This window comes from Pseudonocardia sp. ICBG1034, from assembly GCF_020131375.1.
Lineage (GTDB): Bacteria > Actinomycetota > Actinomycetes > Mycobacteriales > Pseudonocardiaceae > Pseudonocardia > Pseudonocardia alni.
The window spans coordinates 888076-912732 of the sequence record NZ_JAHLEK010000015.1; the positions used below are offsets into that span (position 1 = coordinate 888076).

Annotated in this window: 23 protein-coding genes; 14 read left to right on the forward strand and 9 right to left on the reverse strand. The window is 76.7% G+C overall.

All coding sequences use genetic code 11. The annotated features are described in order from the left end of the window. Window positions 1–149: 149 nt before the first annotated feature. The 6 genes from rpsM (at window position 150) to truA (ending at window position 4274) form a co-directional block, all read left to right on the forward strand. Window positions 150–530 (forward strand): 30S ribosomal protein S13, encoded by a 381-nt coding sequence (rpsM, locus tag KPF22_RS05910; protein WP_020622916.1) that lies wholly within the window; start codon window positions 150–152, stop codon window positions 528–530. Next, window positions 530–937, forward strand: coding sequence for a 30S ribosomal protein S11 (rpsK, locus tag KPF22_RS05915; RefSeq protein WP_020622915.1), 408 nt, complete (start codon window positions 530–532; stop codon window positions 935–937). The genes rpsM and rpsK overlap by 1 nt, the downstream gene beginning before the upstream one ends. Before the next feature lie 17 nt (window positions 938–954). Beyond that, entirely contained in the window at window positions 955–1560 is a 606-nt protein-coding gene (gene rpsD / locus KPF22_RS05920; protein ID WP_060710555.1) for a 30S ribosomal protein S4, read from the forward strand. A 91-nt stretch (window positions 1561–1651) separates the two neighbouring features. Next, window positions 1652–2704 carry a DNA-directed RNA polymerase subunit alpha gene (locus KPF22_RS05925; protein ID WP_062397812.1) on the forward strand — a complete coding sequence of 351 codons (1053 nt, stop codon included), beginning with the start codon at window positions 1652–1654 and terminating at the stop codon, window positions 2702–2704. Window positions 2705–2706: 2 nt separating this feature from the next. Next, window positions 2707–3375, forward strand: a complete 669-nt coding sequence (rplQ, locus tag KPF22_RS05930) for a 50S ribosomal protein L17 (RefSeq protein WP_208825131.1) — start codon at window positions 2707–2709, stop codon at window positions 3373–3375. Between the two features lie 92 nt (window positions 3376–3467). Next, complete coding sequence (gene truA, locus KPF22_RS05935) at window positions 3468–4274, forward strand: tRNA pseudouridine(38-40) synthase TruA (protein ID WP_224402386.1); 807 nt, start codon at window positions 3468–3470, stop codon at window positions 4272–4274. 123 nt (window positions 4275–4397) lie between these two features. Here truA and KPF22_RS05940 read toward each other — a convergent pair whose 3' ends face one another. After that, window positions 4398–4868, reverse strand: coding sequence for a hypothetical protein (locus tag KPF22_RS05940; protein WP_224401417.1), 471 nt, complete (start codon window positions 4866–4868; stop codon window positions 4398–4400). Between the two features lie 127 nt (window positions 4869–4995). Here KPF22_RS05940 and KPF22_RS05945 point away from each other — a divergent pair, with 127 nt between their 5' ends. The 3 genes from KPF22_RS05945 to KPF22_RS05955 are packed head-to-tail and all read left to right on the forward strand — an operon-like array spanning window position 4996 to window position 7785. Next, window positions 4996–6405 carry a cytosine permease gene (locus KPF22_RS05945; protein ID WP_224401418.1) on the forward strand — a complete coding sequence of 470 codons (1410 nt, stop codon included), beginning with the start codon at window positions 4996–4998 and terminating at the stop codon, window positions 6403–6405. Continuing rightward, window positions 6402–7331: an isopenicillin N synthase family oxygenase gene (locus tag KPF22_RS32965; protein WP_224401419.1), complete on the forward strand. Its 930-nt coding sequence runs from the start codon at window positions 6402–6404 to the stop codon at window positions 7329–7331. The genes KPF22_RS05945 and KPF22_RS32965 overlap by 4 nt, the downstream gene beginning before the upstream one ends. A gap of 10 nt (window positions 7332–7341) precedes the next feature. Next, the gene (locus KPF22_RS05955; protein ID WP_060710562.1) at window positions 7342–7785 is read left to right on the forward strand and encodes a nucleoside deaminase; all 444 of its coding nucleotides are present in this window, start codon (window positions 7342–7344) and stop codon (window positions 7783–7785) included. 3 nt (window positions 7786–7788) lie between these two features. Here KPF22_RS05955 and KPF22_RS05960 read toward each other — a convergent pair whose 3' ends face one another. Next, on the reverse strand, window positions 7789–8442 hold the full coding sequence (locus tag KPF22_RS05960) for a TetR/AcrR family transcriptional regulator (RefSeq protein WP_224401420.1): 654 nt from the start codon (window positions 8440–8442) through the stop codon (window positions 7789–7791). 134 nt (window positions 8443–8576) lie between these two features. Between KPF22_RS05960 and KPF22_RS05965 the strand changes: the two genes are divergently transcribed. After that, window positions 8577–9479: a metal-dependent hydrolase gene (locus tag KPF22_RS05965; protein WP_073576455.1), complete on the forward strand. Its 903-nt coding sequence runs from the start codon at window positions 8577–8579 to the stop codon at window positions 9477–9479. 1 nt (window position 9480) lies between these two features. On the opposite strand, the gene KPF22_RS05970 is transcribed toward KPF22_RS05965, so the two are convergent. From KPF22_RS05970 to KPF22_RS05990, 5 genes are read right to left on the reverse strand one after another with little or no spacing between them, the layout of a single operon-like run. Then, the gene (locus KPF22_RS05970) at window positions 9481–10128 is read right to left on the reverse strand and encodes an ABC transporter ATP-binding protein (protein ID WP_224401421.1); all 648 of its coding nucleotides are present in this window, start codon (window positions 10126–10128) and stop codon (window positions 9481–9483) included. Beyond that, window positions 10125–11135 carry an ABC transporter ATP-binding protein gene (locus tag KPF22_RS05975; protein ID WP_224401422.1) on the reverse strand — a complete coding sequence of 337 codons (1011 nt, stop codon included), beginning with the start codon at window positions 11133–11135 and terminating at the stop codon, window positions 10125–10127. The genes KPF22_RS05970 and KPF22_RS05975 overlap by 4 nt, the downstream gene beginning before the upstream one ends. Beyond that, on the reverse strand, window positions 11132–12034 hold the full coding sequence (locus KPF22_RS05980) for an ABC transporter permease (RefSeq protein ID WP_208826684.1): 903 nt from the start codon (window positions 12032–12034) through the stop codon (window positions 11132–11134). Before KPF22_RS05980 ends, KPF22_RS05975 begins: the two co-directional genes overlap by 4 nt. Continuing rightward, on the reverse strand, window positions 12027–13028 hold the full coding sequence (locus KPF22_RS05985) for an ABC transporter permease (RefSeq protein WP_224401423.1): 1002 nt from the start codon (window positions 13026–13028) through the stop codon (window positions 12027–12029). Before KPF22_RS05985 ends, KPF22_RS05980 begins: the two co-directional genes overlap by 8 nt. After that, entirely contained in the window at window positions 13025–14620 is a 1596-nt protein-coding gene (locus KPF22_RS05990) for an ABC transporter substrate-binding protein (protein WP_224401424.1), read from the reverse strand. Before KPF22_RS05990 ends, KPF22_RS05985 begins: the two co-directional genes overlap by 4 nt. 128 nt (window positions 14621–14748) lie before the next feature. Here KPF22_RS05990 and eccB point away from each other — a divergent pair, with 128 nt between their 5' ends. Next, window positions 14749–16170, forward strand: a complete 1422-nt coding sequence (eccB, locus tag KPF22_RS05995; RefSeq protein WP_224401425.1) for a type VII secretion protein EccB — start codon at window positions 14749–14751, stop codon at window positions 16168–16170. An 8-nt stretch (window positions 16171–16178) separates the two neighbouring features. Here eccB and mycP read toward each other — a convergent pair whose 3' ends face one another. Beyond that, complete coding sequence (mycP, locus tag KPF22_RS06000; RefSeq protein ID WP_224401426.1) at window positions 16179–17357, reverse strand: type VII secretion-associated serine protease mycosin; 1179 nt, start codon at window positions 17355–17357, stop codon at window positions 16179–16181. A 170-nt stretch (window positions 17358–17527) separates the two neighbouring features. Continuing rightward, window positions 17528–18922: a type VII secretion integral membrane protein EccD gene (gene eccD, locus KPF22_RS06010; RefSeq protein WP_224401427.1), complete on the reverse strand. Its 1395-nt coding sequence runs from the start codon at window positions 18920–18922 to the stop codon at window positions 17528–17530. 122 nt (window positions 18923–19044) lie between these two features. Between eccD and eccCa the strand changes: the two genes are divergently transcribed. The 3 genes from eccCa to KPF22_RS06025 all read left to right on the forward strand — a co-directional run bounded on the left by eccCa (window position 19045) and on the right by KPF22_RS06025 (window position 24647). Further along, window positions 19045–22911: a type VII secretion protein EccCa gene (gene eccCa, locus KPF22_RS06015; RefSeq protein ID WP_224401428.1), complete on the forward strand. Its 3867-nt coding sequence runs from the start codon at window positions 19045–19047 to the stop codon at window positions 22909–22911. Further along, the gene (locus KPF22_RS06020; protein WP_224401429.1) at window positions 22908–24188 is read left to right on the forward strand and encodes a type VII secretion-associated protein; all 1281 of its coding nucleotides are present in this window, start codon (window positions 22908–22910) and stop codon (window positions 24186–24188) included. The genes eccCa and KPF22_RS06020 overlap by 4 nt, the downstream gene beginning before the upstream one ends. Window positions 24189–24344: 156 nt before the next feature. After that, the gene (locus KPF22_RS06025) at window positions 24345–24647 is read left to right on the forward strand and encodes a WXG100 family type VII secretion target (RefSeq protein ID WP_073576448.1); all 303 of its coding nucleotides are present in this window, start codon (window positions 24345–24347) and stop codon (window positions 24645–24647) included. Window positions 24648–24657: the final 10 nt, after the last annotated feature.

Consider the following 24657-nt stretch of genomic DNA (forward strand, 5'->3'; position numbering starts at 1 on the left):
CTGATCGCGCAGCAGAAGCCCCCGATGCACCTGCCGGGCCACACGGGCCCGGTAGTACCCCCGGAACCAGGCCGGGGCCCGTTCAGCTCAGCGGCGGAACGGGACGGGCATCGGGAAGACCTGGGACGACAACAAGGAGACCACGCCGCATGGCACGTGTTGCCGGCGTCGACCTCCCCCGCGAAAAGCGGTTGGAGATCGCGCTCACCTACATCTTCGGGGTCGGACGTACCCGGTCCAAGGAGATCCTCGAGGCCACCGCGCTGAGCCCCGACCTCCGGTCGAAGGACCTGACCGACGAGGACGTCAGCAAGCTCCGCGAGTACATCGAGGCGAACCTGCAGGTCGAGGGTGACCTGCGCCGTGAGATCCAGGCGGACATCCGCCGGAAGATCGAGATCGGTTCGTACCAGGGCATCCGTCACCGTCGCGGCCTTCCGGTCCGCGGCCAGCGCACGAAGACCAACGCGCGCGGCCGCAAGGGTCCGAAGAAGACCGTCGCCGGTAAGAAGAAGGCAGGTAAGAAGTAATGCCGCCCCGCGCACGTCAGGGTGCCGGACCCAAGAAGGTCCGCCGTCGCGAGAAGAAGAACGTCGCGCACGGTCACGCCCACATCAAGTCCACGTTCAACAACACGATCGTGTCGATCACCGACCCGACCGGTGCCGTCATCGCCTGGGCCTCGTCCGGGCACGTCGGCCTGAAGGGCTCCCGGAAGTCGACGCCGTTCGCCGCGCAGCTCGCCGCCGAGAACGCCGCCCGCAAGGCGATGGACCACGGCATGAAGAAGTGCGACGTCTTCGTCAAGGGCCCCGGCTCCGGACGTGAGACGGCGATCCGTTCGCTGCAGGCGGCCGGCCTCGAGGTCGGCACGATCTCCGACGTGACCCCGCAGCCGCACAACGGCTGCCGTCCGCCCAAGCGGCGCCGGGTCTAGGGGAAGGGAGAACCACCATGGCTCGCTACACCGGCCCCATGACCCGCAAGTCCCGCCGACTGAAGACCGACCTCGTCGGCGGCGACCAGGCGTTCGAGCGTCGTCCCTACCCGCCCGGCCAGCACGGCCGGATCCGGATCAAGGAGACCGAGTACCTCCTGCAGCTGCAGGAGAAGCAGAAGGCCCGCTTCGGCTACGGCCTGCAGGAGAAGCAGCTCCGCGCCTACTACGAGGAGGCGCACCGTCGCGAGGGCAAGACCGGCGACGAGCTGCTGCAGATCCTCGAGTCGCGCCTCGACAACGTCGTGTACCGCGCGGGCCTCGCCCGCACCCGGCGCATGGCCCGTCAGCTGGTGAACCACGGCCACTTCCTGGTCAACGGGAAGAAGGTCGACATCCCCAGCTACCGGGTGTCGCGCTACGACATCATCGACGTCAAGGACAAGTCGCGGAACACCGACCCGTTCGTCATCGCCAAGGAGACCCAGGGCGACCGCCCGGTCCCGGCGTGGCTGCAGGTCGTCCCGTCGACCCTGCGGATCCTGGTCCACCAGCTGCCCGAGCGCGCTCAGATCGACACCCAGGTCACCGAGCAGCTCATCGTCGAGTTCTACTCGAAGTAGCTCGACACGCCGTCGCCCCGCAGGGAGGGGCGGCGGTTCCCACTGCGACATCAAATAGCGGTTGTCGCAGGTGCGAAGGAGGCACACACCCATGCTGATCTCTCAGCGACCCTCACTGGCCGAGGACGTCGTCACCGAGACCCGGTCGCGGTTCGTCATCGAGCCGCTGGAGCCGGGCTTCGGCTACACCCTCGGTAACTCCCTGCGCCGGACGCTGCTGTCGTCGATCCCCGGTGCCGCCGTCACGTCCATCCGGATCGACGGCGTCCTGCACGAGTTCACCACCGTGCCGGGGGTCAAGGAGGACGTCACCGACATCATCCTCAACCTCAAGGAGCTCGTCGTGAGCTCCGAGGAGGACGAGCCGGTGACGATGTACCTGCGCAAGCAGGGCCCGGGTGCGGTCACCGCGGGGGACATCGTCCCGCCCGCCGGTGTCACCGTGCACAACCCGGACCTGCACATCGCCTCGCTCAACGACAAGGGCCGGCTCGAGGTCGAGCTCGTCGTCGAGCGCGGTCGCGGGTACGTCCCGGCGATGCAGAACAAGGCCACCGGTGCCGAGATCGGCCGTATCCCGGTCGACTCGATCTACTCGCCGGTGCTGAAGGTGACCTACAAGGTCGAGGCCACGCGAGTCGAGCAGCGCACCGACTTCGACAAGCTCATCCTCGACGTCGAGTCGAAGCCGTCCATCACCCCGCGGGACGCGCTGGCCTCGGCCGGCAAGACCCTGGTCGAGCTGTTCGGCCTGGCCCGCGAGCTGAACGTGGACGCCGAGGGCATCGAGATCGGCCCCTCCCCGCAGGAGGCGGACACCATCGCGGCGTTCGCGATGCCGATCGAGGAGCTGGACCTCACCGTCCGGTCCTACAACTGCCTCAAGCGCGAGGGCATCCACACGGTCGGCGAGCTCGTCGGCCGCAGCGAGGCGGACCTGCTCGACATCCGCAACTTCGGCGCCAAGTCGATCGACGAGGTCAAGATGAAGCTCGTCGGTCTCGGCCTGGCCCTCAAGGACAGCCCGCCCGGGTTCGACCCGTCGGCGGCGGCGAGCGACTACGGCGTCGACGGTGGGAGCGGGTTCGACCCGGACACCTTCGGTGACGACGGTCAGGACTACGCAGAAACGGAGCAGTTGTAGCCATGCCCCAGCCCACCAAGGGTGCCCGCCTCGGCGGGTCGCCCGCGCACCAGCGGCTGATCCTGGCCAACCTGGCGACCTCGCTGTTCGAACACGGCCGGATCACCACCACCGAGGCCAAGGCCCGGCGGCTGCGTCCGTACGCGGAGCGGCTGATCACCAAGGCCAAGGCCGGCGACCTGCACAACCGGCGCGAGATCATGAAGGTGATCCGCGACAAGTCGGTCGTGCACCGCCTCGTCACCGAGATCGGCCCGTTCTTCGCGGACCGCAACGGTGGCTACACCCGGATCACCAAGACGATGCCGCGCAAGGGCGACAACGCCCCGATGGCGGTCATCGAGCTGGTCCAGCAGAAGACGGTGACCGACGAGGCCAACCGTGCTCGTCGTTCGGCCGCGTCGCAGGCCGCGGCCTCCGCCCCGGCCGCCGCGTCCTCGGACGAGGAGACCACGGTCGAGTCGACCGAGGCCACCGAGGCCGAGGTCACCGCCGCCGACGAGGCGCAGGAGGCCGCCGAGAAGGCGGTCGACGCCGCGGTCGAGGCCGAGGAGGTGGCCCCGGGTTCCGAGGCCGCCGACAAGGCCGTCGACGCCGCTGCCGCCGCGGAGGAGGCCGCCGAGGAGGCTGCCGACGCCGCCGAGGACTCGAAGAAGGAGTCCGGCTCCTGAGCCGAGCGCACCACACCGACGAGCCCGCCGTCACCGACGGCGGGCTCGTCGGCGTTTCCGGTGCCCCCGACCCGGGGGCCGGGACCGTCCGGCTGCGGCTCGACGTCGCCTACGACGGCACGGACTTCTCGGGATGGGCCCAGCAGCCGACCCGGCGCACCGTTCAGGGCGTGCTCACCGAGGCCCTGTCGACCGTGCTGCGCACCCCGCTGCGGCTCACCGTCGCCGGGCGCACCGACGCCGGGGTGCACGCGTCCGGCCAGGTCTGCCACGTCGACCTCCCGGAGACGCTCGCACCGCAGATCGACGGCCTGCTGAGGCGGTTGAACCGGCTGCTCCCACCCGACGTGCGGGTGCACGGCCTCGGGCGGGTACCCGACGCCTTCGACGCCCGCTTCTCCGCGCTGCGCAGGCACTACCGCTACCGGGTCACCACGGCCCCGTTCGGGGCCGAGCCGCTGCGGGCGCGGGAGACCGTCGCCTGGCCGTACCCGCTGGACCCGGAGCCGATGAACGCCGCCTCGGCACTGCTGCTGGGCGAGCACGACTTCGCCGCGTTCTGCAAGCGCCGCGAGGGCGCGACGACCGTACGCGCGCTGCAGCGCTTCGACTGGTCGCCCGCGCCGGGCGAGCCGGACGTGCTGGTCGCGGCGGTCTCCGCGGACGCGTTCTGCCACTCGATGGTCCGCAGCCTGGTCGGCGCGGTGTTCGAGGTCGGCCGTGGGCGCAGGCCCGCCGACTGGCCCGCGGGGTTGCTGCGCCGCGAGCTGCGCGCCTCCGAGGTGACCGTCGCGCCGCCGCACGGCCTGTCGCTGACGGGCGTCGACTACCCCGCCGACGGCGAGCTCGCCGCCCGCGCCGAGCGGACCCGGCGGATCCGGGTACCGGGCGGGGGCTGAGCAGACCCGCCGGGACCGGCCCGGACACGGCCGGGTGGGGCCGGACCGGCCCCGGTGTGACCGGTCCGGACGGCGCGGACGGGGACCTCGCGGACGGGGACCTCGCGCCCGGCGCGAGCGGCCTCAGGAGACCGGCCGCACCCAGGCCGGGTGCGGCGGCCCGGGGACGCGGTGTGTCCGGCGGGCGTCGAGCGCCAGGGCCACGCCCAGCCAGACCAGCGACACCGACCAGCCGGCCAGGGCCAGCGAGCCGAGGACGTACAGCGACCCGGTCGGCCCGGCGGGCAGCCCGGCCGACTCCAGCAGCACCGTCAGCGGGGCGCGCACCGAGTCCGCGGTGTCGCCGAAGTCGGGCATCAGCAGCCCGCCGGCGAGCAGGAACCCGGCGCAGGCGACGAACGGGGCGGTCACCGCCGGGCCGAGCACCCGGCGTCGCAGCACGGTCAGCGACAGGACCGTCGGGACCGTCAGGAGGGCCGGGCCGACCAGGGTCATGATCAGGATGATCAGGAACCACCCCGGCGCGGTGAACCGCAGGGCCGCGAAGGCCAGGAGGGCGCCGGCCTGCAGGGCCACGTTCAGGTTCGTCCGCATGCCGACGATCGTGGCGGACCGGGCCCGGCCGCGGAATCCGCAGGACTACGGGCCGGACGGAGCAACCCGTGTCAACAGTCGGTTACCGAGGTTCCGTCCCGCCCGGTCCGCGGGTCACAGTGGCGCGGTGACCACCGAGAACACCGTCGGCGCGCCCGCGGACCGCGGGTACGGTGACCGCATCGTCGCCGTCGAGCCCGGCTCCACCGAGCCCGTGCCGGACTCCGAGCGGCACGGCAGACCCCGCCAGCTGTTCTGGACGTGGACCTCGCCGAACCTGGAGTTCGCGACGATCTTCGTCGGCGTGCTGTCGGTGACGGCGTTCGGGCAGTCGGTGCCCGCGGCGGTCGCGGCGATCGTCGTCGGGAACCTGCTCGCCGCGCTCGCCCACGGGATCCTGTCCGCCCGCGGACCGGCCGCCGGGGTACCGCAGATGGTGCTGGGGCGGCTCGCGTTCGGCCACCGCGGCAACGCACTGCCCGCCGCGTTGATGACGATCACCTCGGGCTTCGGCTGGTTCGCGGTGAACAGCGTCAGCGCCGCCTTCGCCCTGTCGGCGATCACCGGCGGCGGGACGGTCGCGTGGCTGGTGGCGGTGGTCGTCGTCCAGGTCGCCGTCGCGTTCTTCGGGCACAACCTGGTGCAGGCGTTCGAGCGGCTCGCCTTCCCGCTGCTCGCGGTCGTGCTCGGGGCCGGGGCGGTGCTGGTGCTCGCCGCGTCGGACCCGGGGGCGGCCGCGTCGCCGGACGGGGTGGGCGGGGTCGGGGGGTTCCTGCTGACCGTCGGCGCCGTCGTCGGGTACTCGGCGGGCTGGAGTCCCTACGCCGCGGACTACTCCCGCTACCTGCCCCGCTCGGTGTCGGCGCGGGCCACCGGCCTCGCCGCGGGCGGCGGCCTGTTCCTGTCCACCACGGTGCTCATGACGGTCGGTGCGGCGTCGGTCGGTGCGGCGACGGCGGCCGGGCTCGATTCGGACAACCCGGTCGCGAACTACACCGGCCTGCTGCCCGGGTGGCTGGCCGTGCTGACCCTGGTCGCCATCGCGGTGGGGGCGGTCGCGGCGAACGTCCTCAACGTGTACTCCGGGGCGATGGCGTTCCTCGCGCTCGGTGTCGACGTGCCGCTGGCGCGGGCACGGGCCGTCGTCGCGGTGGCGTTCGGGGCGGTCGGGTTCGTGATCGCGCTGGTCGCCCTCGGCGACGCCGCGGCCGGGTACGAGGCGTTCCTGCTCGTCGTCGTGTACTGGGTCGGGCCGTGGCTCGGGGTGGTGCTCACCGACCAGTGGCTGCGCCCGACCGACCCCGGTCTGCTCTACGACCGCACCCACCGCAACCACGCGGGCCCGGTCGCCCTCGTCGCCGGCATCGTCGTGTCGGTGCTGCTGTTCGCCAACCAGGAGCTGTTCACCGGGCTGGTGCCACGGCTGCTGCCCGGGATCGGTGACGTGACCTTCCTGGTCGGGCTGCTGCTCTCGGCCGGGCTCTACGCGCTGTTGGTGCGCCGCACCGCCGTCGGAACGCCCGGGGGTACCCGGTGAACGCGCTCATCCCGACCGTGGACCTGGCCGCGCCGGACCCGGCGGCGGTGGACACCGCGTTGCAGCGGGCCGGGTTCCTGCAGGTCGTCGGGCACGGAGTGCCGGACGACGCGGCGTGGGCGGTGCGGGCCGCCGCACGGGACTTCTTCGCGCTGCCCGAGGCGGTCAAGCGCGGCTACGCGGTCGGCGTCGGCGGGCGGGGGTGGCTGCCGCCCGGCGTCGAGGCCAACGACCGTGTGGAGGGCGGTGACTCCCCGCCGGACCTCAAGGAGTCCTTCGCGGTGGGACCGTTCGTGCCGACCGGTGACGCGGAGACCGACGCGGTGTGGTTCCCGCCGAACGTCTGGCCGGCGCAGGTCCCGGCGCTGCGGGAGGCGGTGACCGCCTACTGCACGGCGATGACCCGTGTCGCGGGCGCGCTGCTGGAGCTGTGCGCGGGGGCGCTCGGGCAGGAGCCGTCGACGCTGCGCGACCTCGCGACGCACCCGACGTGGACGTTCAACATCAACCGCTACCCGCCGATGACCGAGACCGGGACCCCGCTGCCCGGGCAGTTCCGGATCGGCCCGCACACCGACTTCGGCACCGTCACCCTGCTCGACCGCGAGCCGGGGGCGGGCGGGCTGCAGGTCGACGTCGAGGGGCACGGCTGGACCGACGCGCCGTACACACCGGGTGCGCTGACGGTGAACGTCGGCGACCTGCTCGCGCACTGGACCGGGCACCGCTGGCGGGCCGGGCGGCACCGGGTGCTGCCGCCGCAGGCCCACGCCCCGGCCGAGGACCTGGTGTCGCTGGTGTTCTTCTTCGAGCTGGACCACGACGCCGTCGTCACGCCGCTGGCCCCGCCGCTCGGCCGGACGGCGCTGGAGCCGGTGGTGTCCGCGCCGTTCCTGCGCGAACGCCTGGACGCGATCTCGGTATAGGTTCGCGCGCATGGATCCGAGCTGGCTGGACGTCGCGGTGGAGCAGGCCCGGGCCGGGCTGGCCTCGGGCGGCATCCCGATCGGCGCCGCACTCGTCGGACCGGACGGGGAGGTCCTCGGGCGCGGCCACAACCGTCGGGTGCAGGACGGCGACCCGACGGTGCACGGCGAGACCGCGGCGTTCCGCGACGCGGGCCGCCGCCGCGACTACCGGTCCACGACGATGGTCACCACGCTCTCGCCCTGCTGGTACTGCTCGGGGCTGATCCGTCAGTTCGGGATCGGCGCGGTGCTCGTGGGGGAGGCCCGGACCTTCCACGGCGGGCACGACTGGCTGGCCGAGCACGGGGTGCGCGTGCAGGTGCTCGACGACGCGCGCTGCGTGGACATGATGACCGCTTTCGTCGCCGAGCGCCCCGACCTGTGGAACGAGGACATCGGCGTCGCGGAGTAGCGCTCAGCCCGCCGTGAGCGGGACGTCCGGGTCGAGCTCGATCGCGACCTCGCGCAGCGCCACGTCGAGCACCGACCAGACCCACCGGGCCAGGTGCTCGGCGAGCTCGTCGAGCGGGAGCGGGTCCGCCGAGGAGAGCCAGCGCTCGGTCGCGCCGTCGACCAGCCCGACCGCGCCGGCGGCCAGCGGCGCCGCGACGGTTGCGGGCAGCCCGGGGTAGCCACCGGTCAGCAGGCCGGTCATCCGGTCGGCGATGCGGTGCCGGATGTCGGTGACGGCCGTCGTGACCCCGGCGGCGCGCAGCACGTACCGGTAGAGCTCGGTGTGCGCGGCGAGCCACCGCACGTGCGCGGCGATGGCGGCGACGAGCATCTCCCGCGGCGTCCCGCGCGGGCTCCACACCGGCGCGAGCGCCTCGGAGTAGAGCCCCAGCGCGGCCTCGGCGATCGCGCCCTGCAGGTCCTCCAGGCCGTCGAAGTGCCGGTACAGCGCGGGCCGGGGCACCCCGGCGCGACCGGCGATCTGCTCGGTCGTGGCCTCCGGTCCGTGCTCGGCGATCGCGGCCATCGCGGCCTCGACGACCTCGGCCCGCCGGGCCGCCCGCTGTCCGGCCCAGCGGCGGGCGCGGCCGTCGCCGGGGGTCGCCGATCCGTTCACCCGGCCATCATCCCGCGCCCGGTTGACACCGCGCCCGGTGCCACCGATGATTCGGCGATAAGGGGTACGCACTGTACGGGATACTTTCTGTCACGGATGCGGCCCGACCGTCGACGACGACCGGAGGACCGACCGTGACCGAGACGGCGACCGACAACGGGTCCGGCCCGCGCCCCCGCAGGCTGACCGGCGGAGACGTCGGCATCCCGCCGCGGCACCTGGACTTCCGGCTGCCCGAGCAGATGGTCCGCTGGGCCTACGCCGACAACGCGACCGCGACGCTGTTCCTCGCGATGCTCTCGGCGATCTTCCCGCCGGGGGAGGACTTCTTCGTCCGCTCGGTGATCCACTTCCGGGACCGGGTGACCGACCCGGAGCTGCGCGCCCGGGTCGCCGGGTTCACCGCGCAGGAGGTCATCCACAGCCGCGAGCACGACCGGCTCAACGAGGCGTTCCGCTCCCGCGGCTTCCCGGTGCACGTACCGGAGTCCGCGGTCGCGCTCGCGCTGAAGGTCCTCGACCGCACCTCGCCGCGGCAGCAGCTCGCCTGCACCGCGCTGATGGAGCACTTCACCGCGGTGATGGCCGAGGACATCCTCGGCAGCGACGAGTTCGCCGAGCGGGTGCACGCCGACATCCGCGAGCTGTGGCACTGGCACGCGCTCGAGGAGCTCGAGCACAAGTCCGTGACCTGGGACGTCTACGAGCTCATCGGCACCGACGGCCCCGAGCGCGGCCGCGCCGCACCGCTGGTGGTCGCCACCGTGCTGCCCGCGGTCGTGTTCGGGTGGGCGTACCTGCTCGTGCAGCAGGGCGTCTGGCGGCGGCCGCGGGACCTGCGCGAGGGCTACCGGCTCCTGTTCGGGCGCGGCCAGTTCCTGCGCCGCGTGCTGGGCCGGATGCCCGTCTTCGGGCACCCGCGCTTCCACCCCGACCGGCACGACACCCGGGCGCTGGAGCAGCGCTGGCGCGACACCCTCTTCGGCGACGACGGCGCCCTGGCCGAGCAGCTGCGCCGTCCGGTCCGCGAGGCCTGACTCAGCTCCACGGCCGCAGCACCCGCCCGGCCCACGCCGCGAGCAGCGCCTCGTCGTGGCTGACGGCGAGGACGCCGAGCCCGCGGCCGTCGACCTCGGCGGCGACGACCGAGACCAGGGCCGCGGTGCTCGACGCGTCGAGCATCGCGGTCATCTCGTCGCACAGCAGGTAGTCCGGCCGGGGCGCGAGCGCACGGGCCAGACAGGCGCGCTGGAGCTGGCCGTCGGACACCTCGTGCGGCCGGCGTCCGCGCAGCTCGGCGGTCAGACCGACCTGCGCGCACACCTCGTCGACGCGTGCGTTGACCCCGGGCGCCCGGGCGGCGCGCAGCGGCTCGGCCACGATCTCCTCGCAGGTCAGCCGCGGGTCGGTCGAGGCCCGCGGGGACTGGAACACCACTCCGATCCGGCGGCGCAGCGGCGCGGGCGCGTCGAAGCGGAACCGGCGGACCGGCTCGTCGTCGACGGTCACCCGGCCCGACCACGGTGCGTGCAGCAGCGCCAGCACCCGGGTCAGCGTCGACTTCCCGCACCCCGACGGCCCGGCCAGCCCGAGCACCGACCCCCGTTCCACGGCCAGGTCCACGCCGTCGACGACGGCGTGCCCGGCCCGCCACCCGGCCCGCACCCCCTCCGCGCGCAGGCTCACCGCGACCCCGCCCCGGACCGGGCCGCCGCGGGGAGCGCGGGGGCGGTCGGCGGATGGCAGGACACGCTCCGCCCATCCCGGCGGACCGGGACGGGGTCGCCGGAGCAGTCGCCGGCGACCGGGCAGCGTGGGGCGAACGCGCAGCCGTCGGGCAGCGCGGACAGCTCGGGCGGGTGCCCGGGCACCGGGGTGAACCCGGCGTCGGGCAGCGCACCGAGCAGGCCGGCGGTGTAGGGGTGCCAGGGGGTCGCGAACACGTCGTCGGCGGGGCCGGTCTCGACCAGCCGCGAGGCGTACATGACGGCGACGTCGTCGGCGACGGCGCGGGCGGCGCGCAGGTCGTGGGTGATCAGCAGGACGGCGCGGCCCTCCGCGGCCAGCCCGGCCAGCAGCGTCGTGACGTGGTCGACCAGCGGCCGGTCGAGCCCGGCGGTCGGCTCGTCGGCGAGCAGCACCGGTGGGTCCCCGGCGAGCGCGGCGGCGAGCCCGGCGCGCTGGGCCTGCCCGCCGGACAGCTCGTGCGGGTGCAGCGCGGCGACGTGGCGGGGCAGCGCGGCGCGGTCGAGCAGGTCGGCGACGGTGGCCGTCGCGCCGAGCCGGGCCAGGGTCTCGCGCAGCTGGGCGCCGACGGTGCGGGTGGGGGTGAAGTGGGTGGCGGCGGACTGGGGGACCAGCCCGACCAGCCGTCCGCGGACCCGGTCGCGCAGCACGGACTCGGGTGCGGTGAGGAGCTCCACCGGATCGGATCGCTCCGGCGGGGTCAGGAGTGCCGCCCCGCGGATCGACGCGGTGCCCGGCAGCAGCCCGGTCAGGGCCTCGGTGAGCACCGACTTGCCACAGCCGGACTCCCCGACGAGCGCGGTGAGCCGCCCGGCACGCAGGTCCAGGTCGGCGTCGGTGACCGCGCGGACCGTGCGGGCGCGACGCCCGCGCCCGACCCGGAAGGCGACGTCGAGGCCGCGCACCGCGAGCACCGTGCCGGGTGCGGCGCCACCGGGCCCGGTCACAGCGCCTGCTCCGACCGCCGGCGCGGGAGTGTGCGGTCCCGCCACCAGGCCGCGATGCCGGCGACGCACAGCGTCGTCGCGGCCAGCAGCACGCTCGGGAACACCACGATCCACCAGGAGCCGAGCAGCACGGCCTGTCTCCCCTCGCCGAGGATGGTGCCCAGGCTCGCCAGGTGTGGTGGCAGGCCGAGGCCGAGGAAGCTCAGTGCGGTCTCGTGCCACACCGCGTGCGGCAGGATCAGCACCGCCGAGAGCACCGCCTGCGGGGCGACCGCGGGCAGCAGGTGCCGGCGCAGGACCCGGCGCCGGGACGCGCCGCCGGAGATCGCGGCGTCGACGAACGGGCGGGTGCGCAGGGTCAGGATCTCCGCGCGCACGACGCGGGCCACCGTCGTCCAGTGGGTCAGCCCGATCGAGGCGATCACCGCGAGCACGCTGCCCCGGTAGAGCGCGACGATCACGATGCCGAGCAGCAGGTGCGGGACGGCGTTGACGGCGTCGACCAGGCGCATCGCGATCCGGTCCCACCAGCCGCCGAGCAGCCCGGACAGCGCCCCGAACAGGGTGCCGATCACCGTCGAGAGTACGGCGCAGGCCGCGGCGACCTGCAGCGACACCCCCAGCCCGGCGAAGCTGCGCAGCAGCACGTCACGGCCCACGGAGTCGGTGCCGAACGGGTGCGCGGGCGAGGGCGGCAGCCGGACCGCGGTGTAGTCCACGGCGCCCTCGTCGAGCCCGCCGAGCCACGGCACGAGTACTGCGGCCGCGACGAGCAGGACCAGCCCGCCGGCGCCGGCGACCAGCCGGGCCCGCCCGGACCGGCGACGGCCGCGGGGCGAGCCGGGGCGCGGCCGGCCGGCCGGGAGCCACGGGCGGGGGGCGACGGCGGTCTCAGACATCGGCGTCCACCCGCGGGTCCAGCAGCAGCACGGTCAGGTCGGCGACGAGCGACCCGGCCAGCACCGCCACCGCCGAGAGGAGGGTCAGCGCGGCGAGCAGCGGGAAGTCCACGGCCAGCGCCGCGGTGACCACGGCCGCCGCGATCCCCGGCCAGGAGAACACCGTCTCCACCAGCACGGCGCCGGTGACGAGCTCCGGCAGCCGGTTGCCCAGCACCGTCACGAACGGCAGCAGCGCGGTCGGCAGGGCGTGGCGCAGCACGACGAGACGCTCGGGCAGGCCGCGGGCCCGGGCGCCGGCGACGTGGTCGTCGTCGAGGGAGGCCAGCAGCGAGGCCCGCACGTGCAGCACCAGCCACGGCGTCTGGGAGACCCCCAGCACCAGCGCCGGCAGCACCAGGTGCCTGCTCACCTGGCCGAACGTGGGTGCGGCGCCGGCATCGGTGAGCCCGGCGACCGGCAGCACGGGCCAGGCCACGGCGAACACCGCGATCGCACCCAGGGCCAGCACGAACGGCGGCAGCCCCTCCAGGGTGTGCCCGACCGCGGTGACGGCCCGGTCGAACCAGCCGCCCTGCCGCCACGCCGCGACGGTCCCGGCGGCCAGGGCCAGCACCAGCGACACGAGCAGGGCCAGGGTGACCAGCAGCAACGTCCACGGGAGCCGCTCGGCGACCACCTGGGCCACCGGCTGCCGCATCGACAGGCTCTGCCCGAGGTCGCCGGTCAGCAGCCTGCCCAGCCACCGGAGGAGCTGTTCGCCCACGCTCGCGTCCAGCCCGAGCGAACGTTCGGCGGCGGCGATGTCGGCGTCGCTCGCGGAGAAGATCCCGACCCCGAAGTACTGATAAACCGGCCGGAACGGCGACGCCGCCGCCAGCAGGAACACCCCGACCGCGACCAGCAGCACCGTCGGGACGCCGAGCAGCAGCCGCAGCCCGGCCAGCCGGGCCACCGCGCGGCCGCGGTGCCGGCCCGGGAGCACGGCCGTCACGAGCGGGGCGTCCAGTCCTGCAGGTTCCACCACGGGCCCCAGGTGGTGCCGTGGGTGTGCGGCTCGACGACGGGGGTGTAGCCGTCCCAGGCGTCGCGGGTGACGTAGCTGTGGCCGAGGAAGGCCAGGAAGACCATGCCGGGGTCGGCGACGTAGGCCCGCTGGAACTCCTTCACCGCCGCGGTGCGGGCGGCCTCGTCGGGCGCCCGCAGCGCGGTGTCCAGCGCCGCGTCGACGGCGGCGTTGCGGTAGGAGCCGGGGTTGTTGAACCCGTCGGCGGCGTTCGACGAGTGCAGCAGCTGCCACGCCTTGAACCCCGGGTCGAACGGGTCGCCGCCGCCGAGCACGAGCGCGTCGGCGCCCATCCGCGGCTCGATCGCCTCCCAGCCGAGTCCCTCCAGCCGGACGTCGATCCCGGCCGCGCGCACGTCGGAGGCGAACGCCTGGGCCAGGTCGCGGCGCACGGTGTCGGTGGCCGGGTACATCAGCGTGAAGCGCGCGGCCTGCCCGCCGCGGACGCGCACCCCGTCGGGCCCGGGGACCCAGCCGGCCCGCTCCAGGATCCGGCCGGCCTCCGCGGGGTCGAAGGTGAACGTCGCCGAGGGCTCGACCTGCTCGGGCAGCACGCCCGGGATCGGGTGGTGGGCCGGTTCGCCCTGCCCCGCGAGGAACGCGTCGATCATGCCCTGGCGGTTCACCGAGCGGTTGAGCGCCGCGCGGATCGCCGGGTCCGCGGTGACCGGGTTCGCGAACGGTAGCGCGACGGTGCGGTAGTCGGCGCTGGCGTGCTCGCGCAGCGCCAGCCCGCTCTGCTGCGCGACCGCGCGGGCCAGCGCCGGCGGCAGCACGGTCCCGTCGAACTCACCGGCGGCGGTGCGCTGGGCACGGGTGTTGTCGTCGGTGGCGAACACGACGGTCACCCGGGTCACCGAGGGTGCACCGCCCCAGTAGCCGGGGTTCGACTCCATGACCATCGCGTCGCCGCGCCGCCACTCGGCGAGCCGGTACGGGCCGGTGCCGACGGCCCGGGTGTTCACCGGCAGGTCGGAGACGGGGCCGCCGCCCTCGAGGACCTCCGACGGCAGGATCCCGGAGGTGAGCCGGGCCGGGAACGCGCCGTAGGGGTAGGACAGCCGGAACCGCACGGCGTCGTCGCCGACGGCCTCGACCCCGGCGAGCATCGGCACGCTCGACCGGATCGTCGCGGCGCGGGCCGGGTCGAGGATCGCCGCGTAGGTGGCGACGACGTCCTCGGGCCCGAGGGCCGACCCGTCGTGGAAGGTGACGCCGGGGCGCAGCGGCACCGTCCAGGACAGGCGGTCCGGTGACGACGTCGCCGGGCCGGAGGCGAGCGCGGGCTGCAGGGTGCGCTGCGCGTCGCGGGCGTAGAGACCGTCGTAGAACTTGCTCGCGCCCTCCGCCCCGTAGCCGAGCAGCGGGTTGAGGTCGTCGGGCTCGTAGCCGTCGGCGAGGGTCATGGTGGTGCCGTCCCCGGCCGGGCCCGCCTCGCCCGGGGCGGCGGTGGGCGCGGAGCAGCCGGCCACGAGGGCGGCGGCCACCAACGGGACGACGATGTTCCGGAGGGTGATCACGCAACGGCACATTATGGGCAACAGAGTGAGGGTGGCAACGAACTGGACCGATCGGTCAGGTGGCGTACTTCTACGCAGTGACCGCGGACCGGCTCCGCCGGGGTCGTGGCCGTCCTACCGTCCGGGCGGTGCGCACCGATCCCGCCCCCGCGCGCGTGCAGCGCGCCCCGGCGACCCGTGACCAGGTCGACGCCCACCGGTTCGGTGTGCGCCGGATGGAGGCCGCGCTGGTGCGGGGGGACCCGGTGCCGCTGCACGAGCAGATCCGCTCGCAGCGGCGCGCCGTGTTCGCCGGAGTGCTGGTCGGGCTGCTCGCGCTCGGGGTGGCGGCGCTGCTGGCCCGGGTCGACCCGGCCACCGACTGGCGCTCCCGGGCGCTGGTGCAGGGGCAGCGCAGCGGCGTGCTCTACGCCGTGGTCCGCGACCCCGACCGGTCCGCGCTGCTCGTGCCGGTGCCCGACCCGGTCGCGGGACGGCTGGTCCTCGCCGCGCACGGTCGCGACGACGGTGCCACCGCCGTGCCCGTCCCGGTGCCCGACGACGCACTGGCCGCCGCGCCGCGCACCGCGCCGGCGGCCGTCCCCGGCACCGTCGGCGTCCCGCTCGACGGGGTCCCGGTCCCACCCGCGTGGGCGGTCTGCGACACCCGCGGCGAGGGCTCCGGCGCCGGGACCACGACGGTGCTCGCGGGGTCGCTCGGACCCGTCCCGGCCGGACCGGAACCGGTGGCCCTGCTGACCGCCGAGGGCGGCGCGACCTACCTGGTCCACGACGGCGCCCGGCATCGGATCGACCCGTCCGACCGGAACGCCCTCGACGGGCTCGGCCTGCTCGGCGCGCCCGTCCGCCGGGTCGGCGACGGTCTGCTCTCCGCGATCCCGGAGGGCGCGCCGCTGCGGGTACCCGCCCCCGGACCGACTCCCGTCGCGGGGCTGGGGCGGAACGGGGACGTCGTGCGCAGCCAGTCGCTCGGGGCAGGGTCGACCTACTTCCTGGTGGTCGACGACGGGCTCGCCCGGATCCCGGTCACCCTCGCCGACGCCGTCCGCTCCCGGACCGGGCAGGCCGAACCGGCGACGCTGCCGCCCGGCCTGGTCGACGACGTCGGGCAGACGCGGGTGCCCGGCGCCGAGGCCTGGCCCGCCGCCCGGGCCGAGGTCACCGAGGTGCCCCCGGTGCTGTGCGGGACCTGGCGCGAGGGACGGCGCGCACTCGTCGCGGGCACCGGGGAGCCGGTCGCGCCCGGCGCGGTGCGGGTGCGCCTCGCCGGTGCCGACGACGCCGGACCGGGTCTCGACACCGTGGTGCTGCCGGGGGGCGGCCCGGGGCCGCTGCGGACCGGGCCGGCCGACACCGGCGGCGGTGACGGCGGGACGCGGCTGCTGCTCGCCGCGTCCGGTGCGGTGCACGGCGTCGCGGACGCCGGGACCGGGCGGGCGCTGGGGATCGGGGAGGCGGGGGACGCACCGGCGGAGATGGTGCGCCTGCTGCCGCGGGCGGGGGTGCTGAGCGTCGCGGCGGCGCGGGAGGTGACGGACCTGCCGGGCTGAGCCGCGGTTCAGGGCCGGCGCCGCAGCCCCGCCAGCGCCGCGACGAGCGCCCCGCCGACCGCCGCTACCGCGCCGACCCCGGCCACCACGGGCAGGTCCGGTGGCGGGGCCGACGCGAGCGGCAGCGGAGCCCGGCCCGCCCCGGGTGGGCCGGCGCGGCCGCCGGGACCGGCGGGGTCGTCCGGGGTCAGGAGCAGCGGTTCCGCGGTCAGCGCGGCCCCCGGGTCGAGCACCCCGTGGCCGGTGCGGCCGTCGCCCGCGGTGGGGCGGGCCGTGGCGCGCAGCCGGTCTCCGACCTGGCGCGGGGTGAGCATCGGGAACCGCTCGCGCAGCAGCGCCGCGGTCCCCGCGACCAGCGGCGCCGAGTACGACGTGCCGCGGACCACCGCACCGTCCGGTCCGGACGGACGGGGCAGGTCCGCCCCCGGTGCGGCGAGGTCCACCCAGGGGCCCGGCACGGAGAAGTCGCCGGGGACGTCGTCTCCGTCGACCGCGCCGACGGCGAGGACCGTGTCGTAGGACGCGGGTAGCGGCCGCAGGTCCGGGTCACCGGTGCAGGTGCCGCTCCCGTCGATGTTCCCGGCCGCGGCGACGACCAGCACCCCGGCCCGCTCGGCGCCCTCGACGGCCTCGCGCAGCGCGGCCCCCGCGGAGTCGACCTGCGCGGACGGCACGCACACCACCTCGGACACGTTGACGACGCTCGCGCCGAGTGCGACGGCCCGGTCGATCGCCGCGGCCAGGGTGCGGATCTCCCCGGCGGGTCGCTCGGTGCCGTCGGTGCCGCGGACGGCGAAGCGCCCCGAGGACTGGCGCAGCGACAGGATCCGCGCGCCCGGCGCCATGCCCGCGCCGAGCCCGGTGACGGGGTCGGCGGCTCCGGCGAGGAGCAGCGCGACATCGGAGCCGTGGCCGTCGCAGTCGGTGAGGCCGTCGCCGCCGGTGAGGTAGTCCCCGCCGCCGCTGAGCCGTCCGGCCAGCCGGGGCAGCGGCGCCACCCCGGTGTCGACGACGGCGACGAGCTGCCCCGCACCGGTCGCGAGATCCGGGGGTGGCTGCGGGACCGCACCGCGGGCGGCGCCCGGGCCGTCGTCGCCGGGCGGGGTGCAGGCGCGCGTCTGCCGCAACCCGTCGGCCGGCCCCGGCGGTCCGGGCTCGGCCGCCGCGGCGACCGGCCGCCTCCACACCCCGTCGCCCGCCCCCACACCCGGTGCGGGGGGTGTGGCGACCCCACAGGGGGTGTGGACGGCGCACGACGCGGCGGGGGTGACGGAGGGGGCGGCAGCGGGCGGGGTGGGCAGGGGGAGAGCGAGCAGGGATGCCGCCAGCAGCGGCACGGCCCGCCGGGCCGGGCCGGTCACAGGGTGCGGACCAGGGCGAACAGCCCCATCGCGGCCAGTGCGGCGGGCACGGCGGCGGCGGTGAGGACGAGCTCGCACACGTCGAGCGCCCGGCGGGCCGGCGGCGACGGGTTCGTCCGCGCGGCCGCGGCACCCGCGCCGACGGCGAGCAGCAGCCCGGCCGCGACGGCGAGCCGCGGCGCGGGGTCCAGCGTGAGCGCGGCCGGGACGGCGGCGGTGGCGACCGCGACCACCGCGGCCCCGGTCAGGACGCGGGCCGCCGCGGGCTCGACGAGCGCACGGGCCCGCAGGAGCAGCACCGCCGCCGTCACCACCAGCAGCAGGCCACCGGTCCAGCCCCCGGTCGCGGCGACGGCGGCGGCCCCGGCGGCCGCGACCGCGGTGCCGGCCAGCGTCCCGGTGTGCAGGCCGCGGGCCAGCCCGGCCCGGGCGGTCAGCTCCGCACCGGGCAGCACCCGCTCGGCGCCCGCGACGGACTCGGCGTCGGTCGGGACGGCCGGGGCCGGGATCCCGGCCAGGCGCAGCGCCAGCCGGGGCAGCAGGGGCCCGGCGGCCAGGGCGGGCGCCGCGAGCCCGGCCGCGACGGCCGTCACCGGGGCCTCCAGCAGCAGCCGGGCCAGCGCCGCGGCGGCGGTCCCGGAGGCGGCCAGGGCGACCGCGAGCAGGACCGGGGACACCGCCCGCGCGATCGCCTGACCCGCGGCGGCGGCCAGACCGGTCCCGGCGGCGGCGAGCAGCAGCGCCCCCGCTCCGGCAGGTGCGGGCAGCGCGGTGAGCCCGGCCGTCGCCGCGGCGGGGACGGCGCAGAGTGCGGCGGCGGTCGTGAGCCAGTCGTCGTCGCGGGCGCGGTGGGCGACCAGCAGCGCCCCGACGGCGCCGGCGGCGGCGAGCGCGCACGCCCACGGCCGCCACGAACCGTCCACGGTGGACAGCACGGCGCCCGCGGCGGCCGTCGCCAGCACGGCCGCGGCCGTCCCGGACCAGCGCGCCGTCCCGGCGGCGTCGGCCGCACCGCGCACCGCACCGGCGACGGTCTCGGCGGCGTCGTCGAGCACCGGCGGCGCGGGCGCCGGGCGCGGCGGGCCCAGGTGCAGCAGCTCGCCCTCGTGGACACCGAGCTCGTCGAGGGTGGCGTCGGCGGGCAGCGGGCCGCCCGCCGGGCCGGTGAACCGCCAGGCCTGCGGGGAGTCGGTGGCTGCGCGGCCCAGCAGTTCGCGCACCATCGGGACCAGCTCGGCGACGGCGACGTCGGCCGGCAGCGCCACGTCGAGGCGCCCGCGCGGGGTGTGCACCCCGACCCGGGTCCAGCGGCCGGGCACCGGCCCGTGCGCGGTGGCGGGCACCGCGTCGCCGGGGCCGGTCGCGGCCGGTGCGGGCAGGACGGAGGTCACGGGCGGCTCCTGAGGCAGATCTCCCCGAACGGCCCCGGCGGGCCCGGGGCGGCTGCGAGTATCCGACGGCCCCGGCGCCGCCGTGGGCGTTCGGGAGAACCGTGAACAGGAGGCGCGTGGCGATGGCGGGGACCGTCGGGATGCGACGTCCGCGGCGCTCGGTGCCCGAGCTGCCCGGCGGCGAGCTGGTGCTCGAGCCGCCGCCCGAGCCGGAACGCCCGGTCCCCGGCGGCCTCGCGGCGCGGCTGCTCCCGCTGGCGATGGTCGGCGGGGCGCTGCTGTTCGTCGTGCTGGGCCGCGGGGACACGAGCACCTGGCTGTTCGGCGGGATGTTCGCGCTGTCCGCGCTGGGCATGCTCGCCGGCGGCGGCCGCGGCGCCGGCGCGCGCACCGCGACGATGGACGAGGACCGCCGCGACTACCTGCGCTACCTCGACGTCCTGGGCGGGCGGGCCCGCGCGATCGCCGCCGAGCAGCGGCACGCGCTGGAGGCCGTGCACCCCGACCCGGCCGCCTGGCCGGACGTGCTCGCCGCGGACCGGCTGTGGGAGCGCCGCCCCGGCGACGACGACTTCGGCCGCCTGCGCGCTGGGCGCGGCACCCAGCGCCTCGCCACCCGGCTCACCGCCCCGCACACCGGTCCGATGGAGACACTCGAACCGCTGTCCGCGCTGGCGCTGCGCCGCTTCCTCCGTCGTTGGTCCACTGTGGATGATCTGCCGGTCGCCGTCGACACCCGCGCGTCGGCGACGATCTGGCTCGAACCGGACCCGGACGCCACCCCGGTACTCGACCTCGCCCGGGCACTGGTCGCCCAGTACGTCACCTGGCACGGTCCCGACGACGCGCGGCTCGCCGTCGTCGCGCCGGGGGGTGCGGCCGCGCGCTGGGAGTGGGCGAAGTGGCTGCCGCACGTCGCCCACCCGCGGCTCTCCGACGCCGTCGGGCCGGTCCGGATGATCACCGACGACCCGGACCGGGTGCGGCGCTGGTGGGTCGACGAGCCGTCCGCGGCCCAGCAGCACCTGCTCGTCGTGCTCGACGGGGCCGCCGACACCCCCGGCGCGTGGGCCGGGTTGCCCGGCGTCACCGTGCTGCGGCTGGGGCCCGCGGGCGGGCGCAGGCCCGCGGCGTCGGTGCTGCGCCTCGCCGCCGGGACCGGGCCCGACGGCGTGCGCACGCTGCGCCGGGGCGGGCCCGGCGGCCGGGAGGTCGGCGTCCCGGACGGGCTCGTCGTCGCCGAGGCGCTGGCACTCGCGCGCCGGCTCGCGCGCTACCGCCCGGACGGCGACGCCGACGTCGTCGCGTCCGGTGTGGACAGTGGGGCGACCGGGTTGCCGTCGCTGCTCGGACTGTCCACGACGGATCCGGCCGGGGTCGCCGCGCTGCGCGGCCGGCGGGGGCCGGGGGAGCGGCTGCGGGTCCCGCTGGGCACCGACGACGGCGGCCGGCCGGTGCTGCTCGACCTCAAGGAGTCCGCGCAGGGCGGTGCGGGTCCGCACGGGCTGTGCATCGGCGCGACCGGCTCCGGCAAGAGCGAGCTGCTGCGCACCCTCGTCCTCGGGCTGGTCGCGACGCACACCGCCGAGGAGCTCAACCTGGTGCTCGTCGACTTCAAGGGCGGCGCGACGTTCCTCGGGCTCGCCGGGCTGCCGCACACCTCCGCGGTGATCACCAACCTGGCCGAGGAGCTGACCCTGGTCGACCGGATGGCCGACGCGCTCGCCGGGGAGATCACCCGCCGCCAGGAGGTGCTGCGCGCCGCGGGGAACCTGTCGTCGCTGGCCGAGCACGACGCGCTGCGCCGGGACGGGGCACCGCTGGCGGCGCTGCCGTCGCTGCTGGTCGTCGTCGACGAGTTCTCCGAGCTGCTCGCCCAGCGGCCGGAGATGATCGACCTGATGGTGACCGTCGGGCGGCTCGGCCGCTCGCTCGGCATCCACCTGCTGCTGGCCTCGCAGCGACTGGAGGAGGGACGGCTGCGCGGTCTCGAGTCGCACCTGTCCTACCGGGTCGCGCTGCGCACCTTCTCCGCAGCGGAGTCCCGCGCGGTGCTGGGCGTGCCCGACGCGCACCTGCTCCCGCCGACGCCCGGCGCCGCGTACCTGTCCGCGGGCACCGACGAGCTGGTGCGCTTCCGGGCCGCCTACGTCTCCGGCCCGGACACCCCGCGGGCCGAGCGCCGCCGCGCACCCGGGGCGCCGCGGCTCGCGCTGCCGTTCCGCGCGGGCCCGGTCGCGCTGCCCGCCTCGGCGCAGCTCCCGGCGCCGGACCACGGGCCCGCGCCCACCGGCACCGTTCTCGACCGCATCGCCGGAGCGGTGTCCGGGCCCGGTCCGCGCGCGCACCGGGTGTGGCTGCCGCCGCTGGCGGAGCCGCCGCCGCTGCCGGTGGTGCTCGGCGACCCGCTGGTCCGGGCCGGGCGCGGGCTGTGTGCACCGGGACCGGTCGGACGGCTCGCCGCGCCGGTCGGGCTCGTCGACCGGCCCTACGCCCAGCGGCGCGACCCGCTGGTGCTGGACCTGTCCGGCGCGGCCGGGCACCTCGCCGTCGTCGGGGGGCCGCGGTCGGGGAAGTCGACCGCGCTGCGCACCGTCGTCACCGCGCTCGCGCTCACCCACACCCCGGCCGAGCTGGGCGTGCACGTGCTCGACCTCGGCGGCGGCACGCTCGCCCCGCTGGCCGGGCTGCCGCACGTCGGAACCGTCGCCGACCGCCGCGCCGGCGACCTGGTGCGACGGGTGGTGGCCGAGACCGTCGCCGCCGTCGACGAGCGCGAGCAGCTGTTCGCAGCGCACGGCGTCGCCGGGATCGAGGAGTTCCGGGCCCGGCGCGCCGCGGGCGGGTTCGCCGGGGTGACCGCCACCGACCTGCTGCTCGTCGTCGACGGCTACGCGGCGCTGCGCGCCGGGTTCGAGGACCTGGACGAGAAGCTGACCGCCCTCGCCGCCCGCGGGCTCGCCTACGGCGTGCACCTCGCGCTGTCCGCCGCCCGCTGGGCCGAGATCCGCCCCGCGCTCAAGGACCAGCTCGGCAGCCGGGTCGAGCTGCGGCTGGGCGACCCGTCGGACTCCGAGGTGGACCGCCGTCGTGCCGCCGCGGTGCCCGCACTGCCCGGGCACGGCCTGTCCGCCGACGGCGAGGCCACCGTCGTCGCCGCGCCCTGCCTGGTCCCCGGCACCGACCCGGCCCGGGAGATCGACGACGCCTGGGACGGCCCGTCGGTCGGCCCGGTGCGGCTGCTGCCCACCCGGATCGAGGTCACCGAGCTCCCGAGCGGCCCGGGCCGCGGGCCCGCGCTCGGCGTCGACGAGGACCGGCTCGCCACCGTCGAGCTCGACCCGGACGAGCCTCACCTGCTCTGCTTCGCCGACTCCGGCGGCGGCAAGACGACCCTGCTGCGGACCCTCGCCCACGGCATCGCCGCGCGATGGACGCCCGAGCAGGCGCGGATCGTCGTCGTCGACCACCGGCGGACGCTGCTCGGCGGGGTCCCGCAGAGCCACCTGCTCGCCCACACCTCGACCGCGCAGGCCACCACCGACGCCTGCGCCGAGATCGCGGGCTCGCTCGGACGGCGGCTGCCCGGCCCGGACGTCACCCCGGCCCAGCTGCGGGAACGGTCCTGGTGGAGCGGGCCGGACGTGTGGCTGCTCGTCGACGACTACGACCTCGTCGTCCCCGCGGCGGGGTCGGCCGGCACGCACCCGCTGCTCGCGCTCGCCGACTACCTGCCGCAGGCCCGCGACGTCGGGCTGCACGTCGTCCTCGCGCGACGCACCGGCGGGGCCGGGCGGGCGCTGTTCGACCCGGTCCTCGGGCGGCTGCGCGAGCTGGGCGCCCCCGGCCTGGTCGGCTCCGGCAGCCCCGACGAGGGCGCGCTGCTGGAGAAGGTCCGCCCCGGGCCGATGCCACCCGGCCGCGGCGTGCTCGTCGACCGGCGGGCCGGGGCGCGACGGGTGCAGCTGGCGTGGACCGAGCCGGGGTGAGCGGCGTCGCGGTCGCCGTGCACGACCGCCGCGACGCGGTGCTCCTCGCCGCCGCGGACGCCACCGGGCTGCGCCTGGTCGCCGCGGCCCCGCCCGGCACACCCCCGGCGACGGCCGTCGCGGACTTCTTCGGCGACGAGCCGCCACGGGTCGTCGTCCGGGTCGGGACGACGGCGGGCGGGGCCTTCCCCGGAGGCCCGCGGGTGCTGGTGGTCCCGGCCGCGGTCGCGGTGCTCGCGGCGGAACCGGAGCTGCCGGACGGGCCGGTCCTGGTCGTCGACGACGACGTGGTGCTGGTCCGCGACGGGGTGCCGGAGCGGGTGGGGGAGCGGGGCTCCGACCTCGCCTCGCTCGTGCTCGCGACCGGTGCGGAGCTGGTCGTGGTCGCCGGGACGGTCGGCCCGCTCCCCGGGGAGCACACTGCGGCCGACCCCCGGACCGCGGACTCCCGGACCGCGGGTACTCGGGCCGCGGGCAGCCGGGCCGCGGGCACCCGGGCTACGGACACTCGGGCCGCGGGGCGGCCCGGCGGCCCGGCCGGGTACCGGCTCCCGTGCCCGGTGCGCGTCGCCGGGTGCCGGCCCGACGGCGGCGAGCCCTGGGGTCCGGAGGCGGCGGCGGTGGTCGGGGCCGCGGTGCTGGGCGCCTCCGTGCTCGCCGGCCCCGGCCCCGGCACGGTCGTCCCGCCGCCCGGCGCGGGCGAGGCGCCGGAGGAACCGGACTGGCCCGGTGCGCCCGACCCCGCCACCCCGCCTGCCGAGGGCCCGGACCGCGCCGGGGCGGCGATCGTCGTCGCGGGGGTGCTGGGAGCGGTCCTCCTCGGCGCCGGGCTGCTGCTCGGTGGTCCGCGCCCGGTGAGCCCGGCCGGGGCCACGGTCGCCCAGTACGGCTACGCCGCCGCGCTGCCCACCGGCTGGGAGCACACCGGCGGCGACCCGCAGCGCCGACGCGTGCTGCTCACCCCCGCCGGCGGCCCGGACGGGGCCGACCTCCTCGTGCTGGAGCGCAGCCCGCTCGGCTACGACGCCGGACGCGAGCCCGACCGCGCCCGCCGCGAGCTCGCCGCGCTGGTCGGCGCCCCCGGGCCGGTGCCCGCGACGGTCGGCGGCCGCGCGGTCCTGCGCTGGACCGAGACACCGGGCGACGGGACCGTCGTCGACTGGCACGTCGTGTTCTCCGGCACCGACGAGCTCGTCGCCGGGTGCCGGCGGCCGGTGGGCGCCCCGGTCGCCGCGGCCTGCGCCGAGGTCGTCGCGACGCTGCACCGGGTGCCCTGAGGCCCCGGCGTTCCCGGTCGCGAACGGTCCGCCCGGAACGGCCACGGCCACCGGCGCGCCCTGCCACTGTGCGCGGGCCGGGGGCACCGCGCCCCCGGGCCCGGGAGCCGTCGACACGGCCGCGCCGGGGTCCGATCAGGGGACGAGGTGGGACGTATGGCCGACGGGTTCGGCACGACGACCGAGGAGATGGTCCGCGCGGCGGGCCAGGTGCGGGCGGTGAGCGACGCCGTCAACGGCGAGCTCGGCCGCCTGCGCAGCCGGCTGGGACCGCTGCAGGGCCAGTGGTCCGGCACCGCGGCGACGGCGTTCGCCCAGCTGATGGCCAAGTGGGACACCGAGGCGCGGCGGCTGAACGAGGCGCTGGGTGCGATCGGTGAGCAGCTCGGCGGCACGGCGACGACGTACCAGCAGCAGGAGGACCAGAACCGCACCGCCATCACGTCGGTGCTCGGGTGAGGGGGAGCCA

What these genes read in the sequence shown, in the direction of transcription:
- rpsM (WP_020622916.1), top strand. Translation starts at nt 150, where the DNA reads ATGGCACGTGTTGCCGGCGTCGACCTCCCCCGCGAAAAGCGGTTGGAG.
- rpsK (WP_020622915.1), top strand. Translation starts at nt 530, where the DNA reads ATGCCGCCCCGCGCACGTCAGGGTGCCGGACCCAAGAAGGTCCGCCGT.
- rpsD (WP_060710555.1), top strand. Translation starts at nt 955, where the DNA reads ATGGCTCGCTACACCGGCCCCATGACCCGCAAGTCCCGCCGACTGAAG.
- KPF22_RS05925 (WP_062397812.1), top strand. Translation starts at nt 1,652, where the DNA reads ATGCTGATCTCTCAGCGACCCTCACTGGCCGAGGACGTCGTCACCGAG.
- rplQ (WP_208825131.1), top strand. Translation starts at nt 2,707, where the DNA reads ATGCCCCAGCCCACCAAGGGTGCCCGCCTCGGCGGGTCGCCCGCGCAC.
- KPF22_RS05940 (WP_224401417.1), bottom strand. Translation starts at nt 4,868, where the DNA reads ATGCGGACGAACCTGAACGTGGCCCTGCAGGCCGGCGCCCTCCTGGCC.
- KPF22_RS05955 (WP_060710562.1), top strand. Translation starts at nt 7,342, where the DNA reads ATGGATCCGAGCTGGCTGGACGTCGCGGTGGAGCAGGCCCGGGCCGGG.
- KPF22_RS05980 (WP_208826684.1), bottom strand. Translation starts at nt 12,034, where the DNA reads ATGTCTGAGACCGCCGTCGCCCCCCGCCCGTGGCTCCCGGCCGGCCGG.
- eccCa (WP_224401428.1), top strand. Translation starts at nt 19,045, where the DNA reads ATGGCGGGGACCGTCGGGATGCGACGTCCGCGGCGCTCGGTGCCCGAG.
- KPF22_RS06025 (WP_073576448.1), top strand. Translation starts at nt 24,345, where the DNA reads ATGGCCGACGGGTTCGGCACGACGACCGAGGAGATGGTCCGCGCGGCG.